Here is a 22,844-nt window from a genome sequence, read left to right as displayed (position 1 = left end):
AGAAGCACTATTTGATCATGCCCTTGTCGGAAAACCGGTTCCCAGTTTTCCAGGGCATGCTCTAGCTATCCTGCAAATCTGTGGCGATTTTTGACAGCCATTGCCGGACAATTTGCTCGGATTTGGCGTCGAGGCCGGCGGCGAGCCGGCGCTCCTGGGCCTGGGCGATATGGCGGCATTTCTCCAGCAGCGTGGTTCCGTGGCTGGTCAGCGTCCATTGCAGCACCCGGCCGTGGACCGGATGCGGCGCCTTGCGGATCGCGCCGTCGCGCTCGAGGTTGCGGATGATCACACTGACGGTCTGCGGCGTCAGCAGCGCGACCCGCGCCAGATCGGCGCCCGAGAGGCCCGGATAGGCCTTGAGCATGGTGAGCACCACGAATTGCGGCGAGGTGACGCCGAGTCCGGCGAGCCCGCGCTCCATCGACAGCCGCGAGGCCGCATGCGCCTGGCGCAAGAGATAGGCGAGATAGCCCTGTTCGCCGCGCTTGCCCTCGCCGGGCGGCGGGATCGGGGAGGTGAAGAGGGCGTCGGCTGCGCTCGATCGCGAACTGGCGACGGTCCTTCCGCGGGCTCTTGCCGTGGCCGGACGCCGCTCGGCGGCACCTGATTTCCCGCGTTTCTGCATTCCCGCCATGTTGCCGCCGCCAATGTCTGCGTCTTGCTCAATATCAGAGCTCTGATAATATGTCAGTACACTGATAACATGAGGCCAGGCCGATGTCACATGCCCGCAAGGAATACACCGACTTCGAGAAGCTCGCGCCCGATGTCTTCGCCGCGGTGCGTGCGCTCGGCCAGTTCGCGGCGAAGGCCGGCCTCGACAAGCAGCTGCTGGAGCTGGTCAAGCTTCGCGCCTCGCAGATCAACGGCTGTGCCTTCTGCGTGCAGTATCACATCCTGCAGGGCGAAAGCCTCGGCGTGCCCGCCGACAAGCTGAACCTTGTCGTGGTGTGGCGCGAGGCGCCGCAATTCTCGGCCCGCGAGCGCGCGGCGCTGGCCTGGACCGAGGCGCTGACCACTATGCCGAACGGCGTCAGCGACGAGGTCTATGCCGAGGTCGCCGCCGAATTCTCCGAGCAGGAGCTGACCTATCTGACCTCGGCGATCGCATCGATCAATGTCTGGAACCGGTTCGGCGCAGCCTATCGTTGGACGCCGCCACCGCGCCGGCAGAGCGCGAACGCGACGGCTTCGTAACGCCGAGACGCATCAAACGATAATTGACAGGGGAGACGTGCCGATGGCTTCGATGACGATGACACCCCCGCTTCCATTCGCAGGGCCGCCGCGCCCGGTTGCGCTGGCCGTCGCCGCTGGACTGGCCTCGGCCTTCCTGATCGGCAAGGCGTTGCCGACCCCGATGGATGCGATCTCGGCGGTGATCGCGCCGCTCTGCGCCAGCGCCAATGCGGCGTCGCCGCTCGACAAGGTCGAGGTCATCACCTCGCATGCATTGCCGAACGTGGCGGGCAAGCGCGTCACGGTGGTGCGCGTGTTTTATGGTCCTGGCGGGTTCACGCCGCCGCACCGCCATTCCGGCTCGGTGACGGCCTACATCACCAAGGGCGAGATCCGCTCGCAGCTTGGCGGCGGCCCGGTGGAGACCTTCAAGGTCGGCCAGTCCTTCTTCGAGCCGCCGGGCTCGACCCACATGGTCTCGGCCAATGCCAGCACCACGGAGCCTGCGGAGCTGATCGCAGTGTTCGTGGCGGACGAGGGCGCGCAGCTGACCACGATGCTGGAATAGCGCACCGGACCAGTTTGGTGCCAAGCGCGTGTGAAAGTGGACCTTGCGCGAGGCGGCGCGTGGATTGATCACATGACAGGTTGCGGCGACGGTTGCCGAAAGGACAAATCGATGATCAGTCTGAAGGGGCTCTCTGCCTTCCCGATAACGCCTTCGAACCGCGATGGCCGGGTCGATGTGGGCGCGCTCCGCGCGTTGCTCGAACCGCTGATTGCGGCGAAGGTGGATTCGGTCGGGCTGCTCGGAAGCACCGGCTCATATCCATATTTCAGCCGCGAGGAGCGGCGGCGAGCCGTCGAGGCGGCCACGGCCTTGGCCGCCGGCGGGATGCCGATCCTGGTCGGCATCGGCGCGCTGCGCACCGACGACGCGGTGCGGCTGGCGCAGGATGCGCGTGACGCCGGCGCGACCGCGGGCCTGTTGGCGGCGATGTCCTATACGCCCCTGACGGACGATGAGGTGTTTGAGCATTTTCAAACCGTGGCCCGCGAGAGCGGGTTGCCGATTTGCATCTACGACAATCCCGGGACGACCCATTTTCGATTCACGCCGGCCCTCGTCGGCCGCCTGGGCCGTGTCGAGGGGATCGTCGCGGTGAAGAGCCCTGCGCTGGATGCCACGACCATTGCGGATCATCTGAAGGAGTTGCGCGCTGCCGTCCCCAGCGGCGTTGCGCTGGGTTACAGCGCCGACTGGAATTGCACCGAGGCGCTGCTGGCAGGTGGCGACACCTGGTACAGCGTGCTTGCCGGCATCCTGCCGCGGAGCTGCGTGGAGATTGTCCGCGCCGCGGCGAGCGGCGATGCGATCCGGGCACGAGAGCTCGATGCGCGCTTGCAGCCGATCTGGGATCTGTTCAAGACATATTCGAGCCTGCGCGTCGTCTACGCGATCGCCAATCTCAGAGCGATCTGCGCGGCCGAGCCGCCGCGTCCGATCCTGCCGCTGCCCGCTTCTGCCCAGATGAGGGTCAAGGAAACCTTGGCCGCGATGGACGTCAACTGATCGTGAAGATGTGACGGCGCGCGGCCGAACCGGTCGTCGCCCTTCGATCCACGCGCATAGCGTCGCGACGTGCGGTCGAATTTCGCGTCGTCCCATCGGTAGCGTGGCTTCCATCGGCGCGCAAAATCGGCATAAACAATCGCAAGGCTTGCTGGCTGGGAGGTGTCTGATGCGATTGCCGGTGTTTCTGTTGACGCTGCTGGTTCCTGTGATGGCCTGGGCCGAGGAACCCACAACCAATACACCGGCGCTGTGGGGCAGCCCCACGGTCGACAATGGCAAATGCTGCAAGACGCTGGGCGAGGTGCGCGGCAATATCGACCGGCTCGACCGCGAGATCGTGCGCCTGATGGCCGAGCGCGGCCGCTACGTGCATGAGGCCGCGCGCTTCAAGGCCAATCCCGCGCAGGTCGAGGCGCCGGAGCGCGCCGAGGCGGTGGTGAAGAAGGCGATGGCGCTCGCGGAAGCGGACGGGTTGTCGCCCAACGTCGCCGAGGCCGCCTATCGTGCGATGATCCGCGCCTTCATCGATTACGAACAGGGCATCTTCGCAGCCGCCGCGGCGCGCGGCGAAGCACCCTGGAAGAAATAGTTAGAGCCTTTCCGTTCCGATGGAATCGGAACGAGCTCTCGCTCCCTTTCTTGACGCGAACCGGCAGCCACTTCGCTCGAAAACGCTAATTGCCGCCGCCTTCCTGGGTGTCGATGCGGTGCACGACGTCGTCGGGGAGCGCGTGGGCCACGGCGGCTGCAGATCCCGGCTCTGGCACGATCTCGCGGCCGCGGCCGCGGATCAGCCGCTCATAGGCCGATTACCAGCGTGGCGTAGGGATTGACCCACAGCCAGCCGTCGCGCGTGAACACCTGGACGTCGAAATGCAGATGCCGTGACGTGCCGTTGGGATGGTCTAGATAGTTCGAGACCACGCCGATCTTCTCGCCTTCGCTGACGCGGCGTCCGTTGAGCAGGCCGTCGGCGTCCATCGCCGACGGGTTCATGTGCATGTAGCGGAAGCGGACATGCTCGGTGCGGGTGTTGACCTGCAACGTCGCGGCCTGCTGCTGCGCCGAGCGGATCACGACGCTGTCACGCACCGCGACCACGGCCTGCTGCCTGGGGTCGCAGCCGTCCTTGCTGTCGGCCGGACATGCACCGGGTCTGATGTCCTGGCCCTGGTGGCCATAGCCGCTGGCGCACTGACCGACCTCGAAGCTGCGCGCCTCGCAGAAATTGTCCTGCCAGGGATACTCGTCGACGGTCGCGCCCGGCCTGCGCCTGGCGAAGGATTGCGAGTGCGCGAAGGCCGGCGCCTTCTGCAGCGGAAAGCGAATCTGCGAATAGACCGTGACGTCGGGGTGACCGCCTTGCCTGCGCCCGCCGCTGCCCGTGACGATGTCGCCGCTCGGACGGTAGGTGAAGTCGGCCGACTGCGCGAGCGGCCGCTCGGAGACCTCTGAGGCGATGTCGCGGCGCGGCTGCGATGGCTGCCCACCGGCAATGCGCAAGGCCTTCAGGAAGCGTTCGGCGACCGGCGTGGCCTCGCGGCAGGCCAGCCGCTTCGCCCGCGGCGCGCTATCGAGGCACTGGATCGAGACGACATAGGGAATCCCGAAACGGGTGAAGGCGTAGCGGAGATAGCCTTCGCGGATGAAGCGGCGAATATCTGGAAATTGCGCGGCCAGCGCCTTGACCGGGTCGCCCTTGCCGCCGAGCCGGTCGGCGAGGTCATAGACCAGCATCGAGCCCGAAATCTGCACCTCGACCGGCTTTGCGAACGTTCGCAGCGGCATGCCGTCGCCGGCGCCGGGGGCAAGCGAAAACACCGCGTCATAGCCGGATCCGCCGGCATGGAAGACGTCGACTGCGCTGAAATCGGCCTGATAGCGCGTGACCGGGACAGTGCTTGGGGTCCCGCTTTGCCGTGCGTCGAGATAGCTTGCGGGGTCGAACGGCAGCAGCACCGGGATCGGGCAGCGCGCGATGCCGGGGAAGAGTTCCGAGGTCGCCGCGTTCAGTTGCACCAGTGCGGGCGTCGCGCGCGGATCGGAGGCGGGGACGCGGCGCTGGCCGGCGAAAGTGAAGTTCGTCGCGATCGCCGGGCGGGACGTGATCTCCTGCCGCAGCTGGTCGAGCACGGCACGCCATTCGACCCGCATGATCGAGATCGAGGGCGTTCGGAATTCGTCGGCACGGGCGCCGGGAGGCAAGAGCAGGGCTGCAAGCCAGCAACTGATGAAGCTGACCACCTTCCTGTTCACCGCACCCCCCGGTTCGAATCTCCAGCGAGACTAGCGCTCAATCCTTGGCGCGTTCAACGTAGGAACCATCTTCGGTCATGACCACGATGCGCGTTCCAGTGGAAACGTGCGGCGGCACGCCGGTGCGGATGCCGTTGGAGAGCACCGCGGGCTTGTAGGACGACGAGGCCGTCTGGCCCTTGGTGACCGGCTCGGTCTCCACCACTTCCAGGGTCACGCGCTGCGGCAGCTGGATCGCGACCGGATTGCCGTCGTGCATCGACAGCTTCACGGTCATGTTCTCCTGCAGATACGGCGCCGACGAGCCGACGATCTCCTTGGAGACCTGGACCTGATCGTAATTGTCGTTGTTCATGAAGTGGAAGGCGTCGGCATCTTCATAAAGGTAGTTGTAATTGTGGTCCTCGACGGTAGCCTTCTCGACCTGGTCGGTGGTCTTGTAGCGCTCGGAGACCTTCACGCCGTCGCCGATGCGGCGCATTTCGATCTGGCTGACCGGGGTGCCCTTGCCGGGATGAATGTTCTCGGCGGAGAGGACCACATAGAGCTTGCCGTCCTGCTCGATGACATTGCCCTTGCGGATGGAACTGGCGATGACTTTCAAAGGTGTTTTCCTGAATTTGAGAGCGTGAGGGTGCCAACCGGTTCGGCAGCGCCTCGGCCGTGGCGGCGATTTCGGGCCGCAACATACTGATTTATCCCTGAGATGCCAGTCTTTTGCGGCTGTATTCGGCCGGTTGCGAACGTCTATTCAGCGGCAATCGGGCCGGTTTCGTTGAGGGATTGCGATGGGCTAGCGGGCCGCGTCAGATGGACAAGGCCGGCGTCTTTCGACATGAAGGGGCAGGCGTCGCTCCGCCGGTCCGGGATCGAGCATCATGCTGGCTGTCAATTCTTTGGATATCAATGACTTGCGCTTATGTTCTGAGCTGGCGTGCTGGGTGCTTCATGCCGCTTCGATGGTGCCGGAAGCGGGGCTGATATGACCGGACCGGACCAGACCTCGCCCTGGTGGACGCCGCAGCGCTACGCGGACCGCAGGCCGTTCCTGCAGGCGCGGACCGCGATCACGCGGGCGCTCCGGGCGTGGTTCGAGGAGCAGGGATTTGCCGAGGTCGAGACCGCCATCCTGCAGGTCTCGCCGGGCAACGAGACCCATCTGCACGCGCCCCGCACCGAGCTCCGCCAGGCCGACGGCTCACGGGCGACGCGCTATCTGCGCACCTCTCCGGAGTTCGCCTGCAAGAAGCTGCTCGCGGCAGGCGAGCCGAAGATCTACGAGTTCGCGCGGGTGTTCCGCGACCGTGAGCGCGGCGACCTGCATCTGCCCGAATTCACCATGCTGGAGTGGTACCGCGCCAATGCCGGCTATGACGCCATCATGGCCGACACGATCGTCGTGATCGCGCATGCGGCGCAGGCGACCGGGATCGGACGGTTTTCCTTCCGCGGCCGGATGGCCGATCCCTTTGCCGAGCCGGAGCTGCTGACGGTCGCGGCAAGCTTCGAGCGCTTCGCCGGCATTGACCTCCTGGCGACGATCGCGGGCGGCGAGGGCGATCGCGCGGCGCTGGCGGCAGCCGCGCGCGAACGGGTCCGGATCGCTGATGACGACACCTGGTCGGATATCTTCAGCAAGGTGCTGGTCGAGCATGTCGAGCCCAATCTGGGACAGGGGCGCCTGACCGTGCTGTTTGAATACCCGTCGCCGGAGGCCGCGCTGGCGCGCACCAAGGCCGGCGACCCGCGCGTCGCCGAACGGTTCGAGGTCTATGCCTGCGGCGTCGAGCTCGCCAACGGCTTTGGCGAGTTGACCGATGCGACCGAGCAGCGCCATCGTTTCACCGCAGCGATGGACGAGAAGGCCCGCCGTTACGGCGAGCGCTATCCGCTGGACGACGATTTCCTTGCCGCGGTCGGCCAGATGCCGGAGGCGAGCGGTGTCGCGCTCGGCTTCGATCGGCTGGTGATGCTGGCGAGCGGCGCGCCGCGAATTGATCAGGTGGTCTGGACACCGCCTGCAGGAGAGCCATGAACAGGATCGATCCCAAACTGGCGGCGACGCTGCGACAGCCGCGCGAGCTGGTCGATGCCGGCCTCGCAGAGGCCTCGGCGCTCGCTGCGCTCGAGCAGGTGGCTGCGCGCTACGCAGTCGCGGTGACGCCGGAGCTCGCCGCGCTGATCGATCCGGCTGATGCCAACGATCCGATCGCGCGGCAGTTCATCCCGAGCGCGGACGAGCTCGTGGAGCAACCGGGCGAGAACGCCGATCCGATCGGCGACGATGCGCATTCGCCGGTTGCAGGCATCGTGCATCGCTATCCGGATCGGGTGTTGTTCAAGCTGGTCCATGTCTGCGCGGTCTATTGCCGGTTTTGTTTCCGGCGCGAGATGGTCGGGCCGGGAAAGGCCTCGGCCCTGTCGGACGACGCCTACCGCGCGGCGCTGGATTACATCCGCGGCCATCGGGAGATCTGGGAGGTCATCCTGACCGGCGGCGATCCCCTGATGCTGTCGCCGCGCCGGCTGACCGAGATCATGGCCGATCTCGCTGCCATCGATCATGTGAAGATCATCCGCATCCACACCCGCGTCCCGATCGCCGATCCCGGCCGTATCAACGCCGGGATGATCGCGGCGCTACGGGCTCAGGGCGCGACGACCTGGATTGCGATCCACGCCAACCATCCGCGTGAACTCAGCGCCAATGCGCGGGCCGCGTGCATGCGGCTTGCCGACGCCGGCGTCCCCCTGGTTAGCCAATCGGTCTTGCTGCGCGGCGTCAATGACGATGCCGCGACGCTCGAGGCGTTGATGCGCGCCTTCGTCGAGTGCCGCATCAAGCCATACTACCTGCATCACGGCGATCTTGCGCCCGGCACCGCGCATCTGCGCACCACGATCGAAGCCGGGCAGGAGTTGATGCGGGCGTTGCGCGGACGCGTCTCCGGGCTGTGTCAGCCGGACTATGTCCTCGACATCCCCGGCGGCCACGGCAAGGCGCCGATCGGCCCGGCCTATTTGTCGCAGCCGGCTTCCCGCGAATGTGAGGATTCCGCGGAACGGCGGTACCGTGTCGTCGATTATTGCGGTGACGTTCACCTTTATCCGCCGCAATCTTGAGGCGGATATGAGCGGGGCCTGGGACGGTCGGCAGGAGCCGCCCGGGGACGAGGGCAACCGCGGCATCGAAAATGCTGTGATGTTCGGCTTCTTTGCGGTGCTGGTTGCCGCGGGAATCTGGCTCCTTGGCACGATGGCCGATATACGGAAGATTCAGGATTGCGCAGCGCAGTTGCGACGCAACTGTGCTACCTTCGAGCTGCCGGAACGGGCGCGATAGGGATGAGAAGCGGAGACGCGAGATGCGGAAGACAGTGTTGTTGATGGCCCTGATGATGGTTGCGGCGGGAGCGCCCCAGCTTGGAGCGTCCCAGGCCTGGGCGCAGCAGCAGGGCGGATCGTCCTCCATGCAGAAGAATTCGGGAGTGCCGGAAGCGCCGATCGGACATCGTCAGCCGCGCCGCGGCGACGTTCCCAATGAAAAGAATATCAGCGATCCGAACAGCCAAGCCAACAAGGAAGACGCGGCGCTCGACAAGAAGATCAAGAGCATCTGCCGCGGCTGCTAAGCCACGGAAGAGACCGGCGGAGCGCGATAGTCGCCCCGCCGGCCATGCTCAATCCGTCCGGCCGCGTCAGGCCGAACGCTCCTGCAAGCCGTCACGCCGCACGCGGCGCCTTGCGTCGACGGCATCGGCCAGCTGCTTCAAGACGTCAGCCGTGGTTGCGAGGTCGATGCAGCCGTCGGTGATGCTCTGGCCGTAGGTCAGCGGCTTGCCCGGCACGACGTCCTGGCGTCCCGCGACCAGATTGCTTTCGACCATCACGCCGACGATGCGCTGTTCGCCGCCGGCGACCTGCTGCGCGATGTCGGCCGCCACCAGCGGCTGGTTCTCCGGCTTCTTGCTCGAGTTGGCGTGGCTGGTGTCGATCATCAGCCGCGCCGCGACGCCGGCGCGGCCGAGCTCGGCGGCGGCGGCATCAACGCTTGTGGCATCATAGTTCGGCACCCGGCCGCCGCGCAGGATGACGTGGCAATCCTCGTTGCCGCTGGTCGCGGCGATCGCCGAACGGCCGCCCTTGGTGACCGCCATGAAGTGATGCGGGTGCGATGCCGATTTCACCGCGTCCGCCGCGATCCGCACGCCACCATCGGTGCTGTTCTTGAAGCCGACCGGGCAGGACAGGCCGGACGCCAGCTCGCGATGGATCTGGCTCTCAGTGGTGCGCGCGCCGATCGCAGCCCACGACACGAGATCGGCAATGTATTGCGGCGTCGTCATGTCGAGGAATTCGGTGCCGGCCGGCAGGCCGAGGTTGTTCACGGCCGACAGCACGTTGCGGGCGAGCCGCAGGCCCTTGTTGATGTCGAAGCTGTTATCGAGGTCGGGATCATTGATCAGCCCCTTCCAGCCGACGGTGGTGCGCGGCTTCTCGAAATAGACCCGCATCACGATCTCGAGGCGGTCGGCGAGCTGCTCGCGCAGGCCGGCGAGGCGCTCGGCGTACTCGACGGCCGCCGCGGGATCGTGAATGGAGCAGGGGCCGACCACGACCAGCAGGCGGTCGTCGGTGCCGTTGAGGATGGCGTGGATGGCGTTGCGGGCCCCCATCACGACGCGGGTCGCCGTCAGGGTGCGCGGGACCGCCCGCATCACCTCATCGGGCGTACTCAGCTCTTTCAATTCCTTGATGCGAAGATCGTCTGTCGTACTCAGCACGGCTGGCTCCTTTGGATTTTGGGACCTGCCGGCACACAAAAAAGCCGCCAGGTCTGGCGGCTTGTTTTGGACGTTTGCGCAATTCTTCAGATTGAGCGCGATCCTCCTGCCGCCAGCGAGCTGTCGTAGCTAAAGTACCAAAAATAGCTGGTGGCGGATGTGATCATGGGGCGGCTCTATAGCGCAGGGATTTGGGGATGTCATCCCCCAAATGCAACCCCGCCGCGGTTCGCCGTCAGGTGTTGCGCGCCGCCAACGCCATGCCGATCAGGGTCGCTCCGCCGAACATCAGGTTGAGGCCGACCAGCAGGCCGATCGCCCAGCCCGCCGACTCCGGCAGGCCGGCGATGATGAAGAAGGCGATCACGATGTCCATCAGGCCCGCGATCAGCAGCCAGGACCAGCGTCCCGACAATTCGCGGCGATGCTCCAGCGCGTACATGATTGTGGCGACGCCCTCGGCGACGAAATAGGCGCCGATGACGATGGTCAGCGTCAGCACGCCCTGCATCGGACGGGCGAGCAGCACCAGGCCGGCCAGCACGGCGAGCGCGGCCGAGATCAGCGACCACCAGAAGCCCGGCATGTTGCGCGCCCAGAACGTCACGATCAGCCCGCCGATGCCCGAGATCAGGAACATCCAGCCGAGGAAGATGGTGACGGCGAGGCTGGCGAAGGCCGGCACGATCATCGCCGCGATGCCGAGCACCACGAGCAGGATGCCTTCGAACAGGAACGCCTTCCAGTGCGCCTTGACGGCGGCCTGCATCTCCGATCGCAGTCTGTCGAGGTCGTTGGACAACGTCATCGCGGCTCTCCCGATCTGCGCGCGTAACGTCTGCGCGTGCTGCGTATCCTAGCCCTGGCTCGGCGCGGACGGAAAGCCCTCCGCGGCGGTGCGCATCCGGTTGCGGCCGAGGAAGTAGACAGCGGCGGTCGCGATCAGGAGCGCGAGGCCAATCAGGATCGAGGTAAAGCCGATCGGCACCAGGATGAACGACGCATTGCGCTCGGGATTGACGTACCAATGATGCAACGAGGTGAGCAGGAAGCAGACGCCGGCGAAGCCGGTGCCGCCGCCGACCACGAGCAGCGCCCACATCCGCCTGAGCTGGCTGAGCCGCTCGCGCGCGACGTCGGTGCGCGGCGCGTGATGCTTGCCGAGGCGGCGCACCAGGCGGATCGCAAAACCGATCGAGGAGAAGCCGACCAGCACGCTGGCCGAACCGAGCAGCAGCCGCGTGGTCGAGCCGAGATCGGGCATGCGTTGCAACGCGAGCAGCGGAAAATCGAATGCCGCGTGCAGCAGCAGCGGCGCGACCAGCACCAGCGTCCAGTTCGTGATCCGTGCCCAGTCGCGGTGGCCGCGATAGGCGCCAAGCGCGCCGCCGGAGCGCGCGATCGCGAGGTAAGCGCCGGCGATGATCCCGAGCGCGCCGTGGAACGGCACGGTGAGCACGCTGCGCAACGCCGCGAGCGCGCGCCACATGTCCTTGTGCTGGACCAGATAGGCGAGGTTCTCATAGGCGGCAAAGCCGAGCCCGGCAGCCGCGCCATAGACCACCGTATCCATCGGGTCGGCGAAGGCGCGGCGCCGCGTCGAGATGACGACGATGACGAGAACCTTGACGATCTCCTCTGGTGCCGCGACGCCGAACAGCGCGCGCACCGCCTGCGTCGCCCAGGGATTGTCGGGAATGGCGAGCAGCGCATTGAACGGAATGCGCGCCAGGCCGAGCAGCGAGATGCTGGCCGCGCCGAGCACGAAGGCGAGCCACACCTGCACCGGCGGCCCGGGGCGCTCGTCGGCTGCGATGACGAGCCACAACACCAGCAGTGCGGGAGCAATGGCGGCGGCGCCAATGACCGTTGGAAGCGACTCAAGCAACAACATGAGCCGGATGGGCCCCTTCATTGGGCATCACAGCGATGCGCATACCCAAGAAATGGCAGCAAGTTCAGCGGATTGCAAATCGGACGGCGAGGAGAATTGGTTCGGCCGGGGCCATTCTCGTGTCCAATATGCCACGGCGCCCGCGAAAGTGCGCCGCAAGCCCGTTGTTGCAGGCGCGGTCAGAGCTGGGGCGGGCTGCAAGCTATCCGGTTCCTGTAGGCGAAGGCATCATCGAGGCTCCATCAAGGCTTCGTGCGGCGCTCCCCGCGCAGAGCTTTCAACGCTCCGTGAGGTGGCGCGATCTGTCGTCACCGCGAGCGCGGGTGCTTTGCAAAACCCGATGGCCGCAAGTTCAGGCACGGAGGCGATTACGTTAGGCTATAATGCCGCAGGCAAAGCGACTGATCCGGTAAAAGCCAAAGATGCCTTCGATTGATTCTGCTGTGATCGTTCTTGCCGTGATCGCTCTGTTTGCGGCCTTTGTGAACGGTGCGTTGGGTTACGGGTTTTCCTCGCTCACCGTGCCGGTCGCGCTTGTCTTCTACACCAACCGAGTCCTCAACCCCGCGGTTGTCATCGTCGAAGTCTTCGTTAATTTGTATGTTCTGTGCATCAATCTGAGCGGCGTGCCGGCGGTGTGGCGGCGCGTCGTGCCGATCCTGATCGGGCTGTTGCCAGGTATCGCAATCGGCGCCTTTGCGCTGACATCGCTGCAACCCGGCTGGACCAAATTCGCCACCTACTCGATCATTCTGCCATTGATCCTGTTGCAGGCGGCCGGTTGGCGAAGGCCGATCCGGTCGAAATGGCTGGTCGGTCTGCCCTTTGGAACGACGCTTGGGATCCTGTACTCGGTCACGACCATCTCGGGACCGCCGCTCGCGATCCTGTTCAACAATCAGGGCCTCGTCAAAGATGAGTTCCGGGCTGGGCTCGCGCTGGTCCGGGTGGCAGAATCCAGTCTGACGGCGATCGCGTACTACAAGCTCGGCCTGTTCATCGACGAGAGCCGAAGCATCCTGTTCGTGCTGGTTCCCTGCGTTGTCGTCGGCATCCCGCTCGGCGCCTGGCTGATCCGGCGGCTGGATGCCGAGACGTTTCGCCGGATCTGCATGAGCTTCGATGCCTGGGTCGTGGGCTTCGGCCTGTCGCGCGTGTTGATCGAAGTGGAGCTGATCGCCAGTCCGTGGGCCTACAGCGTGATGGCCGGCACGATCCTGATCGACGTCTGCCTGCTGTATGTTTTTTTCACTGCGCGGCGAGGCACCGCGCAGGGCTCGCACGCGCTGGCTTCGCTGCGATCCGGCAACAGAAGCGGTCCGAGCTGACGGCGCCTCAACCTGCCAGCAGGCGCCGGCAGGTTTCGACGAACACCTCGGCCCCTGTGACGATGTCGGCGTCGGCGGTGTTCTCGCTCCAATGATGGCTGATGCCGCCGATCGACGGCACGAACAGCATCGCCGCCGGCATGACGGTGGCGAGCACCTGGGCGTCATGGCCGGCGCCGCTCGGCATCCGGATCGATTTGCCGCCGGCGCAGGCTGCGCTCGCGGCCTCGATCGCATCCTGGAAAGCGGGCGTCATTGTCGCGGGCACGCCGGTACGGATGCGCTCGACCTTCACGCTGCAACGGCCTTGCGCGGTGACCTCGTCCGCCATGCGATGCAGATGCTGCTCGAGACGCGCGACCACCTCGGGATTGTCGTCGCGGACCTGGAACAGCATCTCGGCGGCACCGGGGATGACGCTCGGCGCGCCCGGATCCAGCGTGATGCGGCCGGTGGTCCACACCGTGCGCGGGCCGCACAGGGCAGGGAAGCTGTCGTCGATCGCGACGCAGAACCGCGCCAGCGCCAGTCCCGCATCCTTGCGCACCGCCATCCGCGTGGTGCCGGCATGGTTCTGCGCGCCGGTGAAGGTGATGCGATATTGCCAGATGCCGACGATCGAGGTGACGATACCGATCTTGAGCCCGCTGCTCTCCAACGTGTCGCCTTGCTCGATATGGGCTTCGAGATAGCCGATATGGCGGCCGGCCTGAGCGGTGAGGCGCGGGCGGCCGGCGAAGCCGGCATCCTGCAACGCCTGTCGCATGCTGCGGCTGCTGGAGCGGTCGCGCGCCGCGTCGATATCGGCTTCGGTGGCGGCGCCGACAAAGGATCGGCTGCCGAGGAAACTGCCGAAATGTCCTTCCTCGTCGCACCACGCGGCGACCTCGACCGCGCCGCGAATCTCCGGATCGGGATTGATCACGCGCGCGGCTTCGAGCGCGTAGATCACGCCGAGCGGGCCATCGAGCCAGCCCGCATGGTTCTGGCTCTCCAGATGCGAGCCGGCGAGCAGTTTTGCTCCCGCCTTTTCGCTCGTGCCGAGCACATTGCCGATGCCGTCGATCGTCGCCGTGAGGCCGGCGTCGGGCAGGCGGCCGGCGAGCCAGTCGAGCGAGCGCAGATGCGGCTCGGAGAAGGTCGGCTTGTGCACGCCGGTCTTGTAGGCGCCGATCGCGCGCAGCGCGTTGAGATCGGCGAGCACGCGCTTGCCGTCGAAGCGATCGTTGGTGCCTGGCATGAGAGGACTCCGGATGAGCGTTTTGATTACGTGTTGGCGCCGCAATCCCGTCTTGATGCCGTCGCGGTTGGATGCGACGGAACAATCAGGGTGAACGATTTCTTAGCGGTTCTGCTCTTAGGTCGCAGTACGAATGTCGCAGTACGAATAGCGTGTGAGTGTGATCATGTCTGGATTCCGGAACTTGGCCCGCAAGGCCGCCGTGTTGTTTCTTCCGATCGCCCTCGGCGCCTGCGCGCAGGTTGCGCAGCAATACAGCATGACCGCGCCGCCGCCCGGTCCGGGTCCGCTGGCCTGGGACGGTGCCGGACGGGACCCGAACCTGCCGCAGCCGCGGCGCCATGCGCGCAACGCGTCACCTGCCGTGCCGGAGACGCAGCTATCGGATGCGGATGCCGACGATCGGCTCGCGCGCAAGCTCGTGATCTGCAGCACCTGCATCAAGCAGACGCCGGCAGTGGCGGCGGCGCAGCCAACCAATCGCCAGGACGTCGCCAGCAATCACTAGATCATGATGCGTTTCCACGGCAACGCATCATGATCTCATCTCTTGAGCATGATCTCCGCGCAAACGCCTTTGGCGCTTGTCGCGAGGGAAAACCGGTTTCTACTTATCCGGATCATGCTCTAGCGCCGGCGCCGAGCGCGCGGCTGCCGTCCGGCAGGCCTTAGTTAGGCCATGAAGTCGGTTGATGCGCAGGCCCATGTCGATCCGTAGATTCATTGTTCCCGCCGTCGTCCTCGCGCTTGCCGCCGCCATCCTGGTTCACGTCGGCGGTTCGCGGGCCCATGCCCATGCCCCGCTGCATTGCGGCTTCTGGACCTCGATCGAGGCCGGATTGTCCTGCAGGTAGCCCCTCCGGCGGCCACCAGGGGGCAATCCGGGAAAAGCGCGTCTCGACGCTTGCCCGCCCGGCCAATCGCCACTATACGTTCGCCCGTCGCGGCCGTTGAAGGCTGCGGCCGGTCCGGCCCATCTCACGTCTAACGCATTGATTTGCCGGAAGTTTGCTCCCTTCGTCTATCGGTTAGGACGCCACCCTTTCACGGTGGAGAGAGCGGTTCGATTCCGCTAGGGAGCGCCATTGCGCGCCAACCCGAAATTCCCGCCAATGCAATGACGGTCCCTTGAGCGGGCTGCCCTGCCGTGTCTTCTGGCGGTGTGAACAACCCCGCAATCCCTGCAATCCGCCGCGTTTCCGCAACCCTTTGGTAAGCCACCGGCGCTAGGCGTGTGCCCCCGGGGATGATGTGAATGGCGTTAGGGTCCAAGAAGCGCGACGTGCGCAAATCGCTGCGGCAGTCCGGCTGGATCACGCTCGACGGCGGATTCGCGGCGCGGCCTTGCGTAATCGAGGACATGTCCTCGTCGGGCGCGAAAATCACCGTCCAGGACAACAACACGCTGCCGGCCAAGCTAAAGCTGGCGTTTTCGCGCGATGCCCGCACCGGGCGCGCCTGCGAGGTGGTGTGGCGCGAAGGCAAGACGTTCGGCGTCAAATTCGTGCGCTAGTCTCAAAAGGCTGCGCGGGATAAAAGGCCGGATGCGCAAAGCCTGCCTCGTCATCGCCTTCCTGCTTCCCGCTGCCGCATTGGCGCAGCAGGGCGACCGCCGCTATTTCCAGACGCCGTCCGATGCCGGGAAAACCTTGCCGTCGAAATCGATGACGCGGAGCAATCCGTGCGCGTCGTACGGACCGGGCTTCGTCAAGGTCGAGGGCAGCGACACCTGCGTGAAGCTCGGCGGCGGCATCAGTGTCGAAGGCGGCATGATGTCGAGCGGGCGCTGAGCGGCCTGGCGGCCGCGCTCACGACATCGGCGGCGCGACGATTTGCACGAAGGCGGGCCGCTGCGCGATCTCGCCGAACCAGCGTTCGAGATGCAGCAGCCTCGGTTTGGTGACGCCCTCGACGCCAAACCAGCGTCGCGCGAAGGCGCCGAGCGCGATGTCGGCGATGGTGAACTGATCGCCCTCGATGAAGCGGCGGCTTGCGAGCTGCGCCTCGGCGACGCGCCACACCTCGCCCTCGGCATCGGCGGCCTGCTGGATCTGGACCATGTCGCGCTTCTCCGGCGGGGTGCGCACCAGTCCCCAGAACACCGGACGGTCGACCGGCTGCAGCGTCGACAGCGTCCAGTCGAGCCAGCGGTCGACGGCGGCGCGCGCCTTCGGCGACTGCGGATAGATCGGCGAGTGCTGGCCATAGGCCATGCAGAGATAGCGCATCACCGAATTGGATTCCCACAGCACATAGTCGCCGTCGACCAGGGTCGGAACCCGGCCGTTCGGATTCATCGCGAGATAATCGGGCTGATCGTTATTGCCGAACTGCATGCCGGCGTCGATGCGCCGATAGGGCAGGTCGAGCTCGGCGAGACACCAGAGCACCTTCTGCACATTGACCGAATTGGCCCGGCCCCAGATCGTCAGTTGCGGCTTGCTCTCCATTTCGCGTTTCTTCCCGCTGTTGTGCTTTGCGCGCGTTCTTAGCCGAAGCCTCACGAAAAAGCGCGGGCTGAATTGCACCGAGAACAAAAAGGAGGCTCCGCCGCATTGCGGCAGAGCCTCCTCGATATGCACGCGTCAAAGCTCCGTCAGTGACCGAACAACAACCACAGCACGATGATCACCGGAATCGGCACGCCCAACAGCCAAAGCAAAATTCCTCGTCCCATCTCCGTTGCCTCCTCGCATCCTCTTGTGGGTAGGCAACGTCAACGGTCGGCTCACGTTCCTAACGATCGCCGCGCATTGCCGCGGGAAAGCGCACGGGAACCAAGCGTGCGGACGCGGGGTTTACCAGTGACCGGTATTGGGCATCGACGCCCACGGTTCGGCCGGTGCCTTCGGATCGCCCTTCTGCAGGATCTCGATCGAGTGCAGGTCGGGCGAACGCACGAACGCCATGTTGCCGTCGCGCGGCGGACGATTGATGGTGACGCCCATCTTCATCAGCCTCTCGCAGGTCGCGTAGATGTCGTCGACCTCATAGGCGAGGTGGCCGAAATAGCGGTCCTCGCCGTATTTCTCCTCGTCCCAATTGTAGGTCAATTCAACCAGCGGTGCGCCGCGGGTTTGCGGCAGCGATTTGAGGAGGTGAAGGTCTTCGTCCGCGCAGAGAAACACCAGCGTGAAGCGGCCCTTGTCATTGTCGATGCGGCGCACTTCCTTCAGCCCGAGCGCGTCCTGATAAAACTTCATTGCGACATCGAGATTGCGGACGCGCAGCATGGTGTGCAGATAGCGCATTTTTATCCTCCTGAGAGATTCAGAGATTTTGTTTGGGCTCGGGCGAGACGGGCCAAGAATTAGCAGCAAAATGCGACACGGGGCAGGGATTTTGCACAGCACGCGATATGAGAAAGCCCCGCCCGGGAAAAATCCGGGACAGGGCTTTCGTGGTCGAGCCTTGGAGGCCGCGCCTCTATCTCATCGAATGGTCATCACGGCCAATCAAGGACGCGCGAGGTTGGACATCCTCCAAAAAGCAAAACCGCACGGGCGGCAGGTTCCCGGGTCCGCAAAATAGAAAGCCCCGCAGGCTGGATGCGGGGCTTTCCCAGCTGACGGACTGGGGATCTCTCAGGGCGTGAGCCGTCAACTGTTGGGGATCAAACTTAAGGTTGAATTCGTAAAATGCAACAGCGCCGCGTAGACGGAATATCTTCGTCCCACAGCGCTGTGCCGGATACTGGGCCCTGAAATCCCCAGTGCGAATGAGTCTTGGGGACTGGCAAAAGGTTCAAAGACGTCGCATGGGATACGCGGTGCCAAAGCCGCAAGGGCGCCTACCACCACCCAGGTCTTGATATCTCGTCTCGATATCTCGCGATCAATTCGGCTTCGGCCCCTTGGTGCCGGCTTTTGAGGCTTCGGTCGCGCCACCCGCCGTGTCCTTCGTCTCGGATTCATTGGCCCGTTTTGTATCCATGCCCGTGGTGTCCATCGAGCCCCGCGGAGTGGCTCCATTGGTATTTTCGGGCCGCTCCATGCCGCTTTGCGGGGCGGGACCCGTATTCTGGGCAAAGGCGGCGCTGCAGATCAGGGAGAGGAGGGTGACGACGATTGGCTTGTACATGAATGTCTCCTGGCGTCACCAGGATGACCGGCACGCGGTCGAGTAGTTCCTCTTGATCGCATCGACCGGAGCGGGACGAGCCGCGACCTCCGGGCGCTCGGCGCGGCTGTTGCCGTCGGCGCCCCTCACACCTTGATGTCGAGAATGCTCTCGATGACGTCGCGGTCGGCCTTGTTCTTGGCGGCGAACACGTCGAGCACGTCCTCGCTGATGATACGCGGCTGCTCCTTCGCCGTCTGATCGAGAACGAGCTGCACCCGGGCTTGCGTCACTTCGGCAGGTACGGGGTAAATGAGCATGGCTCTCTCCCTCCGGCAGCCGACCTTGTCAGGGCTTTCTTAACGATTTGTAAGTGCCGGATCCGGGCTTTTCGGCCCGAATCGGCACTCCGGCGGCATCGGCCCGCTCGCCTGCGGCCAGGGTTGGCGCCATACTGCCGCTTTCGGGACCGGTAGCGTGATCGATGAGGAATGGGCTCTATTCGATCCACATCCACATGACGGACGGTGTGCGGGGCCGCGACAGCGGTGTCTTGATCCTGCGCGACGGGTTGCTGATCGGCGGCGGGCCGTATTTCTGGTCGATCGGCGCCTATACGGTCGGCGAGGGGACCTGGAAGGGGCATCTCAGCACCAACCAGCATACGCCGTTACCTGACCCGTTCACGCGGCCGCTGTTCGCAGGCCACGAGGTGACGAGCGGCTTCTCCGGCACCTTCAGCGGCGACCAGGCCGAAGTGTTCGGCACCGTGCTGGTTGGAACCCGCAGCCTCGGCTTCCGGGCAACCCTGAAATGGCTGGCGGTCGCCTGATGGGCGCGAGGCCTGTGGACGGGTGCGCAGCAAGTGTTGAAGCCCGTTGCGCAAATCGACCCGGAGCTGCTGTGGATTTGCTGCGGACAAGCAGGGATATTCTGTGGATTCGCGGTGTGCAGTCGATCGAGCCATCATTACCGGGCCACCGCTAACCCTACCGAGTTAGGTTAAGGGCAACATCGCGTTGTCACCACCTGCGATTGCGCTAGGGATGGTTGCAGGTGACCGCCATGATGCCATCGTTCCATAGCGCTGACCGACCAACCCACCGGCGTGTCATGGTGGTGGGCCTGCTGTTCTGCGCAGCCTTTGTGGCGATCAGCTTCTGGCTGCGGCCGCAGCCTGAGGGTGGCAACGTTCTGGTCAAGGCAGACCGGCTGGTCCGCACGGCGGGAGAAGCGCGCAAGGCGAATTGACAAGGCGCCGCGGCCCGGTGCCCCCGACGCTCAATCCGGCAGCTTCCCGTTCGGGTGCTTGTGATACATGGCGATGCCGATGAAACCGGCAAAGGCCATCACATTCAGCAGCAGTTCCATCCACGCCGGCATCGATGCCAACCTCGCTCATGTGACAGCTAATCCCTGAGGTTGTGTTTTTGTTCCCGCGCGCGCGATCGCATGGTGCGGAACCGGAACAGCCGCTCCGCACCGGGCCTAGTTGCAACCATCCCATCGCGCCCGCGTTAATCTCGCGAACTTAAGCGAGGAGGTTGCGATGAAAAAGACATTGGCAATCCTGGCGACGGTTGCGACGGTTGGCGCAACGATGGTCAGCGCGCCGGCGCAGGCACGCGGCATCGGTCCGGGCCTGGCTTTCGGTCTGGCCGCCGGCGCACTCGCCGCGGGCGCGGCCGGCGCCTATTACGGCCCGCACTATTACTACGGGCCCGCCTACGGCTATTACGGCCCGCGCTACGGCTATTACGATGACGGATACGCCTACTACCGCGGTCCGTATTATCGGCACCACTACTACCGCCATTACTGGTAATGGCGACGAGCCCGGAGCACATCGCTCCGGGCTTTTTCAACGGCGCCTCATGATGGCGGAGAGGACGCTCGCATCGACCGTCCGGTGAGCGAGCAAAGGGCATCAGGCGCGCTTGCGCTGCAATCCGCTCCAGACATTGCCGAGCGTATTGTCGTAATATTCCTGGCGGTCGCGCTCGAACTTCTGCTGCGTCGCCCGGAAGCTTGCAATGCGTGCGACGATTTCCTCGCGCTCGCGCGCGACGCGCTCTTCCAGATCTGTCATTGCCCATCCTCGTCGTCGTGGTCCTATCCCGCGCGCATTGGCGTCGGTGAATCGGGCGTCAATGCGGAGCAGGCCGTGCAGGAATGTGATGATGCTGAGGCGGCGGGCGCGGGCCCGATCGCCTGCGTCGCGATCGAGCGCAACCGGCCCGACCGTGCTATAGTCGGGCTGGCCAACCGGATCGTTTTCAGTGATCGCAAAGGACTTGCGCAACGGCGTCGAGCAGCTCGGCAACATGATTGCCGAGGCATCGTCGATCGTGCCTTTCACCGGGGCGGGCATCTCCACCGAATGCGGCATCCCCGATTTCCGCTCGCCCGGCGGGCTGTGGACCCGCAACCGGCCGATCCCGTTCGACGAGTTCGTCGCGAGCCAGGAGGCGCGCGACGAGTCGTGGCGTCGCCGCTTCGCAATGGAACCGACGTTCGCCGCGGCCAAGCCCGGTCGCGGGCATCGCGCGCTGGCCTCGCTCTACCGGGCTGGCAAGGTTCCCGGCATCATCACGCAGAACATCGACAACCTGCATCAGGCCTCGGGCTTCAAGGCCGACGACGTGATCGAGCTGCATGGCAACACGACCTACGCCCGCTGCATCGGTTGCAGCAAGGACTACGACCTGTCGTGGGTGAAGCAGCGCTTCGACAAGACCGGCAGCGCGCCCGACTGCGCGGACTGCGGCGACCCCGTGAAGACCGCGACGATCTCGTTCGGGCAATCGATGCCCGAGGATGCGATGCGCCGCGCCGCGGAACTCGCCCGGCAGTGCGATCTGTTTCTGGCGATCGGGTCATCGCTGGTGGTGTGGCCCGCCGCAGGCTTTCCGATGATGGCGAAGGAAAGCGGCGCGCGGCTCGTGATCATCAACAACGAGCCGACCGATCAGGACGACATCGCCGATCTGGTGATCCGCCACGACATCGGCGATGCGCTTGGTCCTTTCGTAGGCAATTGATGCCCGATTGATTCGCGGGCTGTGCAAGCCTGTTCATAGTTCCCGCAAGAATCGTTTTTTTAGCTATGCCCGGCAAGCGGGAGTGTTATCTTTTGGTTGAGAGATTCGCGCCGCGTCCAGGTGAGTTGTCCAAGTAAGTTGGTCACGGAGAGCAGCGCGTACAGGATGCGCCGCAACGTCGGCGATCTGCATTTTGATGTGTGGAGTCCGGGGTCATGGGGTCGGACGGATTTGAGTCCAAGAAGCTCGGCGGGCCGCCGAGCGGCGGAGTTGGGCAAAGTCGGATTGCACAAGGCGAGTATGGCAGCGCACCGCGCGATCCGGCGATGGATGCCTTCTCCGGTCTCGGCGACGCCGCGGCCAATCTCGTTGAAGTCTCCGGCGTCATCAAATGGTTCGACGCATCGAAGGGATACGGCTTCATCGTCCCCGACAATGGCTGGCCCGACATTCTGCTGCACGTGACGGTGCTGCGGCGCGATGGCTATCAGACCGCCTATGAGGGCGCGCGCCTCGTCGTCGAATGCGTGCAGCGCGCCAAGGGCTACCAGGCCTTCCGCATCGTCTCGATGGACGAATCGACCGCGATTCACCCGGCGCAGATGCTGCCGCCGCGCACCCACGTCACGGTGACCCCGACCAGCGGGCTCGAGCGCGCGCAGGTCAAGTGGTTCAATCGGCTGCGCGGCTTCGGCTTCGTGACGTGTGGCGAGGGCACGCCCGACATCTTCGTGCATATGGAGACGCTGCGTCGCTTCGGCATGACCGAGCTGCGCCCCGGCCAGTATGTGCTGGTGCGATTCGGGCCCGGCTCCAAGGGCATGATGGCTGCCGAGATCCACCCGGAGACCGGCCCGTCGGCGCTGTCGTCGCACTGAGCCCGTCAGCCGCCTCCCTGACGCAAACGTGAGCCGCCGACGAGGCCTCTCGGCTCTGGCATTTGCCGCAATCATCGGGTTAGGGTCCGCCGGAAATTCTTCCCCGGTGCGAGTATTTGTCGATGAATTCCGTTCGTAGTGTTGGTCGGCTGTGGCTGATGGCTTGCCTTGCCATCATGGCCGGCCTGCTGCTGGCCCCCGCCGCGCGGGCCGCCAGCGTCCAGCCGCTCGAGATCGTCACCAAGTCGGGCGTGCATGTCTTCTCGGTCGAGATGGCGACCACCGAGCAGGAGAAGGAGACCGGCCTGATGTACCGGAAGGAGCTCGCGGACGGCAAAGGCATGCTGTTCGACTTCACCCCGGAGCAGGAAGTGTCGATGTGGATGAAGAACACCTACATCTCGCTCGACATGATCTTCATTCGCGCCGACGGGCGCATCCTACGGATTGCCGAGAACACCGAGCCGCTGTCGACCAAGATCATTCCGTCGCGGGGGCTCGCCAAGGGCGTGCTCGAGGTGATTGCCGGCACCGCGCAGAAATACGGTATCCAGCCCGGCGACCGGGTCGGCCATCCGCTGTTCGGCGGCCGCTAGCCGCCCATTT

Annotated in this window: 30 protein-coding genes, 1 tRNA gene and 1 pseudogene; 20 read left to right on the top strand and 12 right to left on the bottom strand. The window is 64.9% G+C overall.

Translation table 11 applies throughout. The annotated features are described in order from the left end of the window. Positions 1-61: 61 nt before the first annotated feature. The gene (locus ACVIW0_RS20265; protein WP_461353919.1) at positions 62-637 is read right to left on the bottom strand and encodes a MarR family winged helix-turn-helix transcriptional regulator; all 576 of its coding nucleotides are present in this window, start codon (positions 635-637) and stop codon (positions 62-64) included. A gap of 83 nt (positions 638-720) precedes the next feature. Between ACVIW0_RS20265 and ACVIW0_RS20260 the strand changes: the two genes are divergently transcribed. From ACVIW0_RS20260 to ACVIW0_RS20245, 4 genes are all read left to right on the top strand, one after another. Beyond that, the gene (locus ACVIW0_RS20260; protein ID WP_461353918.1) at positions 721-1,200 is read left to right on the top strand and encodes a carboxymuconolactone decarboxylase family protein; all 480 of its coding nucleotides are present in this window, start codon (positions 721-723) and stop codon (positions 1,198-1,200) included. Between the two features lie 43 nt (positions 1,201-1,243). Further along, the gene (locus tag ACVIW0_RS20255; RefSeq protein WP_461353917.1) at positions 1,244-1,750 is read left to right on the top strand and encodes a cupin domain-containing protein; all 507 of its coding nucleotides are present in this window, start codon (positions 1,244-1,246) and stop codon (positions 1,748-1,750) included. Between the two features lie 111 nt (positions 1,751-1,861). Further along, positions 1,862-2,755, top strand: a complete 894-nt coding sequence (locus ACVIW0_RS20250) for a dihydrodipicolinate synthase family protein (RefSeq protein ID WP_461353916.1) — start codon at positions 1,862-1,864, stop codon at positions 2,753-2,755. A 169-nt stretch (positions 2,756-2,924) separates the two neighbouring features. Beyond that, on the top strand, positions 2,925-3,347 hold the full coding sequence (locus ACVIW0_RS20245) for a chorismate mutase (protein WP_461353915.1): 423 nt from the start codon (positions 2,925-2,927) through the stop codon (positions 3,345-3,347). Between the two features lie 85 nt (positions 3,348-3,432). Here ACVIW0_RS20245 and ACVIW0_RS20240 read toward each other — a convergent pair. Together ACVIW0_RS20240 and efp are read right to left on the bottom strand one after the other, a co-directional pair. Further along, a pseudogene (locus ACVIW0_RS20240) lies at positions 3,433-5,014 on the bottom strand (M23 family metallopeptidase). Positions 5,015-5,051: 37 nt separating this feature from the next. After that, positions 5,052-5,618: an elongation factor P gene (gene efp, locus ACVIW0_RS20235; protein ID WP_461353914.1), complete on the bottom strand. Its 567-nt coding sequence runs from the start codon at positions 5,616-5,618 to the stop codon at positions 5,052-5,054. A gap of 378 nt (positions 5,619-5,996) precedes the next feature. Between efp and epmA the strand changes: the two genes are divergently transcribed. Genes epmA through ACVIW0_RS20215 form a run of 4 tightly spaced genes read left to right on the top strand, consistent with a single transcriptional unit; the run spans position 5,997 to position 8,646 of the window. Beyond that, positions 5,997-7,049, top strand: a complete 1,053-nt coding sequence (gene epmA, locus ACVIW0_RS20230) for an EF-P lysine aminoacylase EpmA (RefSeq protein WP_461353913.1) — start codon at positions 5,997-5,999, stop codon at positions 7,047-7,049. After that, a complete protein-coding gene (locus ACVIW0_RS20225; RefSeq protein ID WP_461353912.1) occupies positions 7,046-8,137 on the top strand; it encodes a lysine-2,3-aminomutase-like protein in 1,092 nt (363 codons plus the stop codon). The genes epmA and ACVIW0_RS20225 overlap by 4 nt, the downstream gene beginning before the upstream one ends. Further along, positions 8,088-8,357: a hypothetical protein gene (locus ACVIW0_RS20220; RefSeq protein ID WP_461353911.1), complete on the top strand. Its 270-nt coding sequence runs from the start codon at positions 8,088-8,090 to the stop codon at positions 8,355-8,357. The genes ACVIW0_RS20225 and ACVIW0_RS20220 overlap by 50 nt, the downstream gene beginning before the upstream one ends. Positions 8,358-8,379: 22 nt before the next feature. Next, positions 8,380-8,646, top strand: a complete 267-nt coding sequence (locus ACVIW0_RS20215) for a hypothetical protein (RefSeq protein WP_461353910.1) — start codon at positions 8,380-8,382, stop codon at positions 8,644-8,646. Positions 8,647-8,712: 66 nt separating this feature from the next. Here the strand turns inward: ACVIW0_RS20215 and ACVIW0_RS20210 are convergent, their stop codons facing one another. The 3 genes from ACVIW0_RS20210 to ACVIW0_RS20200 all read right to left on the bottom strand — a co-directional run bounded on the left by ACVIW0_RS20210 (position 8,713) and on the right by ACVIW0_RS20200 (position 11,692). After that, positions 8,713-9,798 (bottom strand): 3-deoxy-7-phosphoheptulonate synthase, encoded by a 1,086-nt coding sequence (locus ACVIW0_RS20210; RefSeq protein ID WP_461353909.1) that lies wholly within the window; start codon positions 9,796-9,798, stop codon positions 8,713-8,715. A 235-nt stretch (positions 9,799-10,033) separates the two neighbouring features. Further along, positions 10,034-10,606, bottom strand: coding sequence for an HdeD family acid-resistance protein (locus tag ACVIW0_RS20205; protein ID WP_461353908.1), 573 nt, complete (start codon positions 10,604-10,606; stop codon positions 10,034-10,036). Between the two features lie 48 nt (positions 10,607-10,654). Further along, a complete protein-coding gene (locus ACVIW0_RS20200; protein WP_461353907.1) occupies positions 10,655-11,692 on the bottom strand; it encodes a PrsW family glutamic-type intramembrane protease in 1,038 nt (345 codons plus the stop codon). Positions 11,693-12,114: 422 nt separating this feature from the next. Here ACVIW0_RS20200 and ACVIW0_RS20195 point away from each other — a divergent pair, with 422 nt between their 5' ends. Next, entirely contained in the window at positions 12,115-13,020 is a 906-nt protein-coding gene (locus ACVIW0_RS20195) for a sulfite exporter TauE/SafE family protein (RefSeq protein ID WP_461353906.1), read from the top strand. Between the two features lie 7 nt (positions 13,021-13,027). Here the strand turns inward: ACVIW0_RS20195 and ACVIW0_RS20190 are convergent, their stop codons facing one another. Continuing rightward, the gene (locus ACVIW0_RS20190) at positions 13,028-14,260 is read right to left on the bottom strand and encodes a hydantoinase/carbamoylase family amidase (protein ID WP_461353905.1); all 1,233 of its coding nucleotides are present in this window, start codon (positions 14,258-14,260) and stop codon (positions 13,028-13,030) included. Positions 14,261-14,444: 184 nt separating this feature from the next. Here ACVIW0_RS20190 and ACVIW0_RS20185 point away from each other — a divergent pair, with 184 nt between their 5' ends. The 5 genes from ACVIW0_RS20185 (at position 14,445) to ACVIW0_RS20165 (ending at position 16,050) form a co-directional block, all read left to right on the top strand. After that, positions 14,445-14,768, top strand: a complete 324-nt coding sequence (locus tag ACVIW0_RS20185) for a hypothetical protein (RefSeq protein WP_461353904.1) — start codon at positions 14,445-14,447, stop codon at positions 14,766-14,768. Between the two features lie 196 nt (positions 14,769-14,964). Continuing rightward, complete coding sequence (locus ACVIW0_RS20180; protein WP_461353903.1) at positions 14,965-15,114, top strand: hypothetical protein; 150 nt, start codon at positions 14,965-14,967, stop codon at positions 15,112-15,114. A gap of 156 nt (positions 15,115-15,270) precedes the next feature. Continuing rightward, a tRNA-Glu gene (locus tag ACVIW0_RS20175) sits at positions 15,271-15,345 on the top strand. Positions 15,346-15,515: 170 nt separating this feature from the next. Continuing rightward, positions 15,516-15,773, top strand: coding sequence for a PilZ domain-containing protein (locus tag ACVIW0_RS20170; protein ID WP_461353902.1), 258 nt, complete (start codon positions 15,516-15,518; stop codon positions 15,771-15,773). A 31-nt stretch (positions 15,774-15,804) separates the two neighbouring features. Beyond that, positions 15,805-16,050, top strand: a complete 246-nt coding sequence (locus ACVIW0_RS20165) for a hypothetical protein (protein WP_461353901.1) — start codon at positions 15,805-15,807, stop codon at positions 16,048-16,050. A gap of 18 nt (positions 16,051-16,068) precedes the next feature. Here the strand turns inward: ACVIW0_RS20165 and ACVIW0_RS20160 are convergent, their stop codons facing one another. The 4 genes from ACVIW0_RS20160 to ACVIW0_RS20145 all read right to left on the bottom strand — a co-directional run bounded on the left by ACVIW0_RS20160 (position 16,069) and on the right by ACVIW0_RS20145 (position 18,639). Beyond that, on the bottom strand, positions 16,069-16,710 hold the full coding sequence (locus ACVIW0_RS20160) for a glutathione S-transferase family protein (protein WP_461353900.1): 642 nt from the start codon (positions 16,708-16,710) through the stop codon (positions 16,069-16,071). Between the two features lie 348 nt (positions 16,711-17,058). Next, positions 17,059-17,511, bottom strand: a complete 453-nt coding sequence (locus ACVIW0_RS20155; protein WP_461353899.1) for a VOC family protein — start codon at positions 17,509-17,511, stop codon at positions 17,059-17,061. A 583-nt stretch (positions 17,512-18,094) separates the two neighbouring features. After that, positions 18,095-18,340 (bottom strand): hypothetical protein, encoded by a 246-nt coding sequence (locus ACVIW0_RS20150; protein WP_461353898.1) that lies wholly within the window; start codon positions 18,338-18,340, stop codon positions 18,095-18,097. A gap of 125 nt (positions 18,341-18,465) precedes the next feature. Next, a complete protein-coding gene (locus tag ACVIW0_RS20145; RefSeq protein WP_461353897.1) occupies positions 18,466-18,639 on the bottom strand; it encodes a hypothetical protein in 174 nt (57 codons plus the stop codon). A gap of 164 nt (positions 18,640-18,803) precedes the next feature. Between ACVIW0_RS20145 and ACVIW0_RS20140 the strand changes: the two genes are divergently transcribed. The 3 genes from ACVIW0_RS20140 (at position 18,804) to ACVIW0_RS20130 (ending at position 20,144) form a co-directional block, all read left to right on the top strand. After that, the gene (locus ACVIW0_RS20140) at positions 18,804-19,151 is read left to right on the top strand and encodes a GrlR family regulatory protein (protein ID WP_461353896.1); all 348 of its coding nucleotides are present in this window, start codon (positions 18,804-18,806) and stop codon (positions 19,149-19,151) included. A 233-nt stretch (positions 19,152-19,384) separates the two neighbouring features. After that, complete coding sequence (locus ACVIW0_RS20135) at positions 19,385-19,570, top strand: hypothetical protein (RefSeq protein WP_461357379.1); 186 nt, start codon at positions 19,385-19,387, stop codon at positions 19,568-19,570. 298 nt (positions 19,571-19,868) lie between these two features. Continuing rightward, positions 19,869-20,144 carry a hypothetical protein gene (locus ACVIW0_RS20130; protein ID WP_461353895.1) on the top strand — a complete coding sequence of 92 codons (276 nt, stop codon included), beginning with the start codon at positions 19,869-19,871 and terminating at the stop codon, positions 20,142-20,144. A gap of 102 nt (positions 20,145-20,246) precedes the next feature. Here the strand turns inward: ACVIW0_RS20130 and ACVIW0_RS20125 are convergent, their stop codons facing one another. Beyond that, positions 20,247-20,408 (bottom strand): hypothetical protein, encoded by a 162-nt coding sequence (locus tag ACVIW0_RS20125; RefSeq protein WP_461353894.1) that lies wholly within the window; start codon positions 20,406-20,408, stop codon positions 20,247-20,249. 190 nt (positions 20,409-20,598) lie between these two features. Between ACVIW0_RS20125 and ACVIW0_RS20120 the strand changes: the two genes are divergently transcribed. The 3 genes from ACVIW0_RS20120 to ACVIW0_RS20110 all read left to right on the top strand — a co-directional run bounded on the left by ACVIW0_RS20120 (position 20,599) and on the right by ACVIW0_RS20110 (position 22,834). Beyond that, a complete protein-coding gene (locus ACVIW0_RS20120) occupies positions 20,599-21,360 on the top strand; it encodes an SIR2 family NAD-dependent protein deacylase (protein ID WP_461353893.1) in 762 nt (253 codons plus the stop codon). A gap of 215 nt (positions 21,361-21,575) precedes the next feature. Continuing rightward, entirely contained in the window at positions 21,576-22,238 is a 663-nt protein-coding gene (locus tag ACVIW0_RS20115) for a cold-shock protein (protein WP_461353892.1), read from the top strand. A gap of 122 nt (positions 22,239-22,360) precedes the next feature. Continuing rightward, on the top strand, positions 22,361-22,834 hold the full coding sequence (locus ACVIW0_RS20110) for a DUF192 domain-containing protein (RefSeq protein ID WP_461353891.1): 474 nt from the start codon (positions 22,361-22,363) through the stop codon (positions 22,832-22,834). Positions 22,835-22,844: the final 10 nt, after the last annotated feature.

It is taken from the genome of Bradyrhizobium sp. USDA 4454 (assembly GCF_054822705.1).
Note: the sequence above shows the minus strand (reverse complement) of the source record. Positions and strands in the feature narration are given on the sequence as shown.

Coding starts and splice junctions, on each gene's coding strand:
- ACVIW0_RS20265 (WP_461353919.1), bottom strand. CDS start 637: ATGGCGGGAATGCAGAAACGCGGGAAATCAGGTGCCGCCGAGCGGCGT.
- ACVIW0_RS20260 (WP_461353918.1), top strand. CDS start 721: ATGTCACATGCCCGCAAGGAATACACCGACTTCGAGAAGCTCGCGCCC.
- ACVIW0_RS20255 (WP_461353917.1), top strand. CDS start 1,244: ATGGCTTCGATGACGATGACACCCCCGCTTCCATTCGCAGGGCCGCCG.
- ACVIW0_RS20250 (WP_461353916.1), top strand. CDS start 1,862: ATGATCAGTCTGAAGGGGCTCTCTGCCTTCCCGATAACGCCTTCGAAC.
- ACVIW0_RS20245 (WP_461353915.1), top strand. CDS start 2,925: ATGCGATTGCCGGTGTTTCTGTTGACGCTGCTGGTTCCTGTGATGGCC.
- epmA (WP_461353913.1), top strand. CDS start 5,997: ATGACCGGACCGGACCAGACCTCGCCCTGGTGGACGCCGCAGCGCTAC.
- ACVIW0_RS20225 (WP_461353912.1), top strand. CDS start 7,046: ATGAACAGGATCGATCCCAAACTGGCGGCGACGCTGCGACAGCCGCGC.
- ACVIW0_RS20215 (WP_461353910.1), top strand. CDS start 8,380: ATGCGGAAGACAGTGTTGTTGATGGCCCTGATGATGGTTGCGGCGGGA.
- ACVIW0_RS20205 (WP_461353908.1), bottom strand. CDS start 10,606: ATGACGTTGTCCAACGACCTCGACAGACTGCGATCGGAGATGCAGGCC.
- ACVIW0_RS20200 (WP_461353907.1), bottom strand. CDS start 11,692: ATGTTGTTGCTTGAGTCGCTTCCAACGGTCATTGGCGCCGCCGCCATT.
- ACVIW0_RS20195 (WP_461353906.1), top strand. CDS start 12,115: ATGCCTTCGATTGATTCTGCTGTGATCGTTCTTGCCGTGATCGCTCTG.
- ACVIW0_RS20190 (WP_461353905.1), bottom strand. CDS start 14,260: ATGCCAGGCACCAACGATCGCTTCGACGGCAAGCGCGTGCTCGCCGAT.
- ACVIW0_RS20180 (WP_461353903.1), top strand. CDS start 14,965: ATGTCGATCCGTAGATTCATTGTTCCCGCCGTCGTCCTCGCGCTTGCC.
- ACVIW0_RS20170 (WP_461353902.1), top strand. CDS start 15,516: ATGGCGTTAGGGTCCAAGAAGCGCGACGTGCGCAAATCGCTGCGGCAG.
- ACVIW0_RS20165 (WP_461353901.1), top strand. CDS start 15,805: ATGCGCAAAGCCTGCCTCGTCATCGCCTTCCTGCTTCCCGCTGCCGCA.
- ACVIW0_RS20160 (WP_461353900.1), bottom strand. CDS start 16,710: ATGGAGAGCAAGCCGCAACTGACGATCTGGGGCCGGGCCAATTCGGTC.
- ACVIW0_RS20155 (WP_461353899.1), bottom strand. CDS start 17,511: ATGCGCTATCTGCACACCATGCTGCGCGTCCGCAATCTCGATGTCGCA.
- ACVIW0_RS20150 (WP_461353898.1), bottom strand. CDS start 18,340: ATGTACAAGCCAATCGTCGTCACCCTCCTCTCCCTGATCTGCAGCGCC.
- ACVIW0_RS20145 (WP_461353897.1), bottom strand. CDS start 18,639: ATGCTCATTTACCCCGTACCTGCCGAAGTGACGCAAGCCCGGGTGCAG.
- ACVIW0_RS20140 (WP_461353896.1), top strand. CDS start 18,804: ATGAGGAATGGGCTCTATTCGATCCACATCCACATGACGGACGGTGTG.
- ACVIW0_RS20135 (WP_461357379.1), top strand. CDS start 19,385: ATGATGCCATCGTTCCATAGCGCTGACCGACCAACCCACCGGCGTGTC.
- ACVIW0_RS20130 (WP_461353895.1), top strand. CDS start 19,869: ATGAAAAAGACATTGGCAATCCTGGCGACGGTTGCGACGGTTGGCGCA.
- ACVIW0_RS20125 (WP_461353894.1), bottom strand. CDS start 20,408: ATGACAGATCTGGAAGAGCGCGTCGCGCGCGAGCGCGAGGAAATCGTC.
- ACVIW0_RS20115 (WP_461353892.1), top strand. CDS start 21,576: ATGGGGTCGGACGGATTTGAGTCCAAGAAGCTCGGCGGGCCGCCGAGC.
- ACVIW0_RS20110 (WP_461353891.1), top strand. CDS start 22,361: ATGAATTCCGTTCGTAGTGTTGGTCGGCTGTGGCTGATGGCTTGCCTT.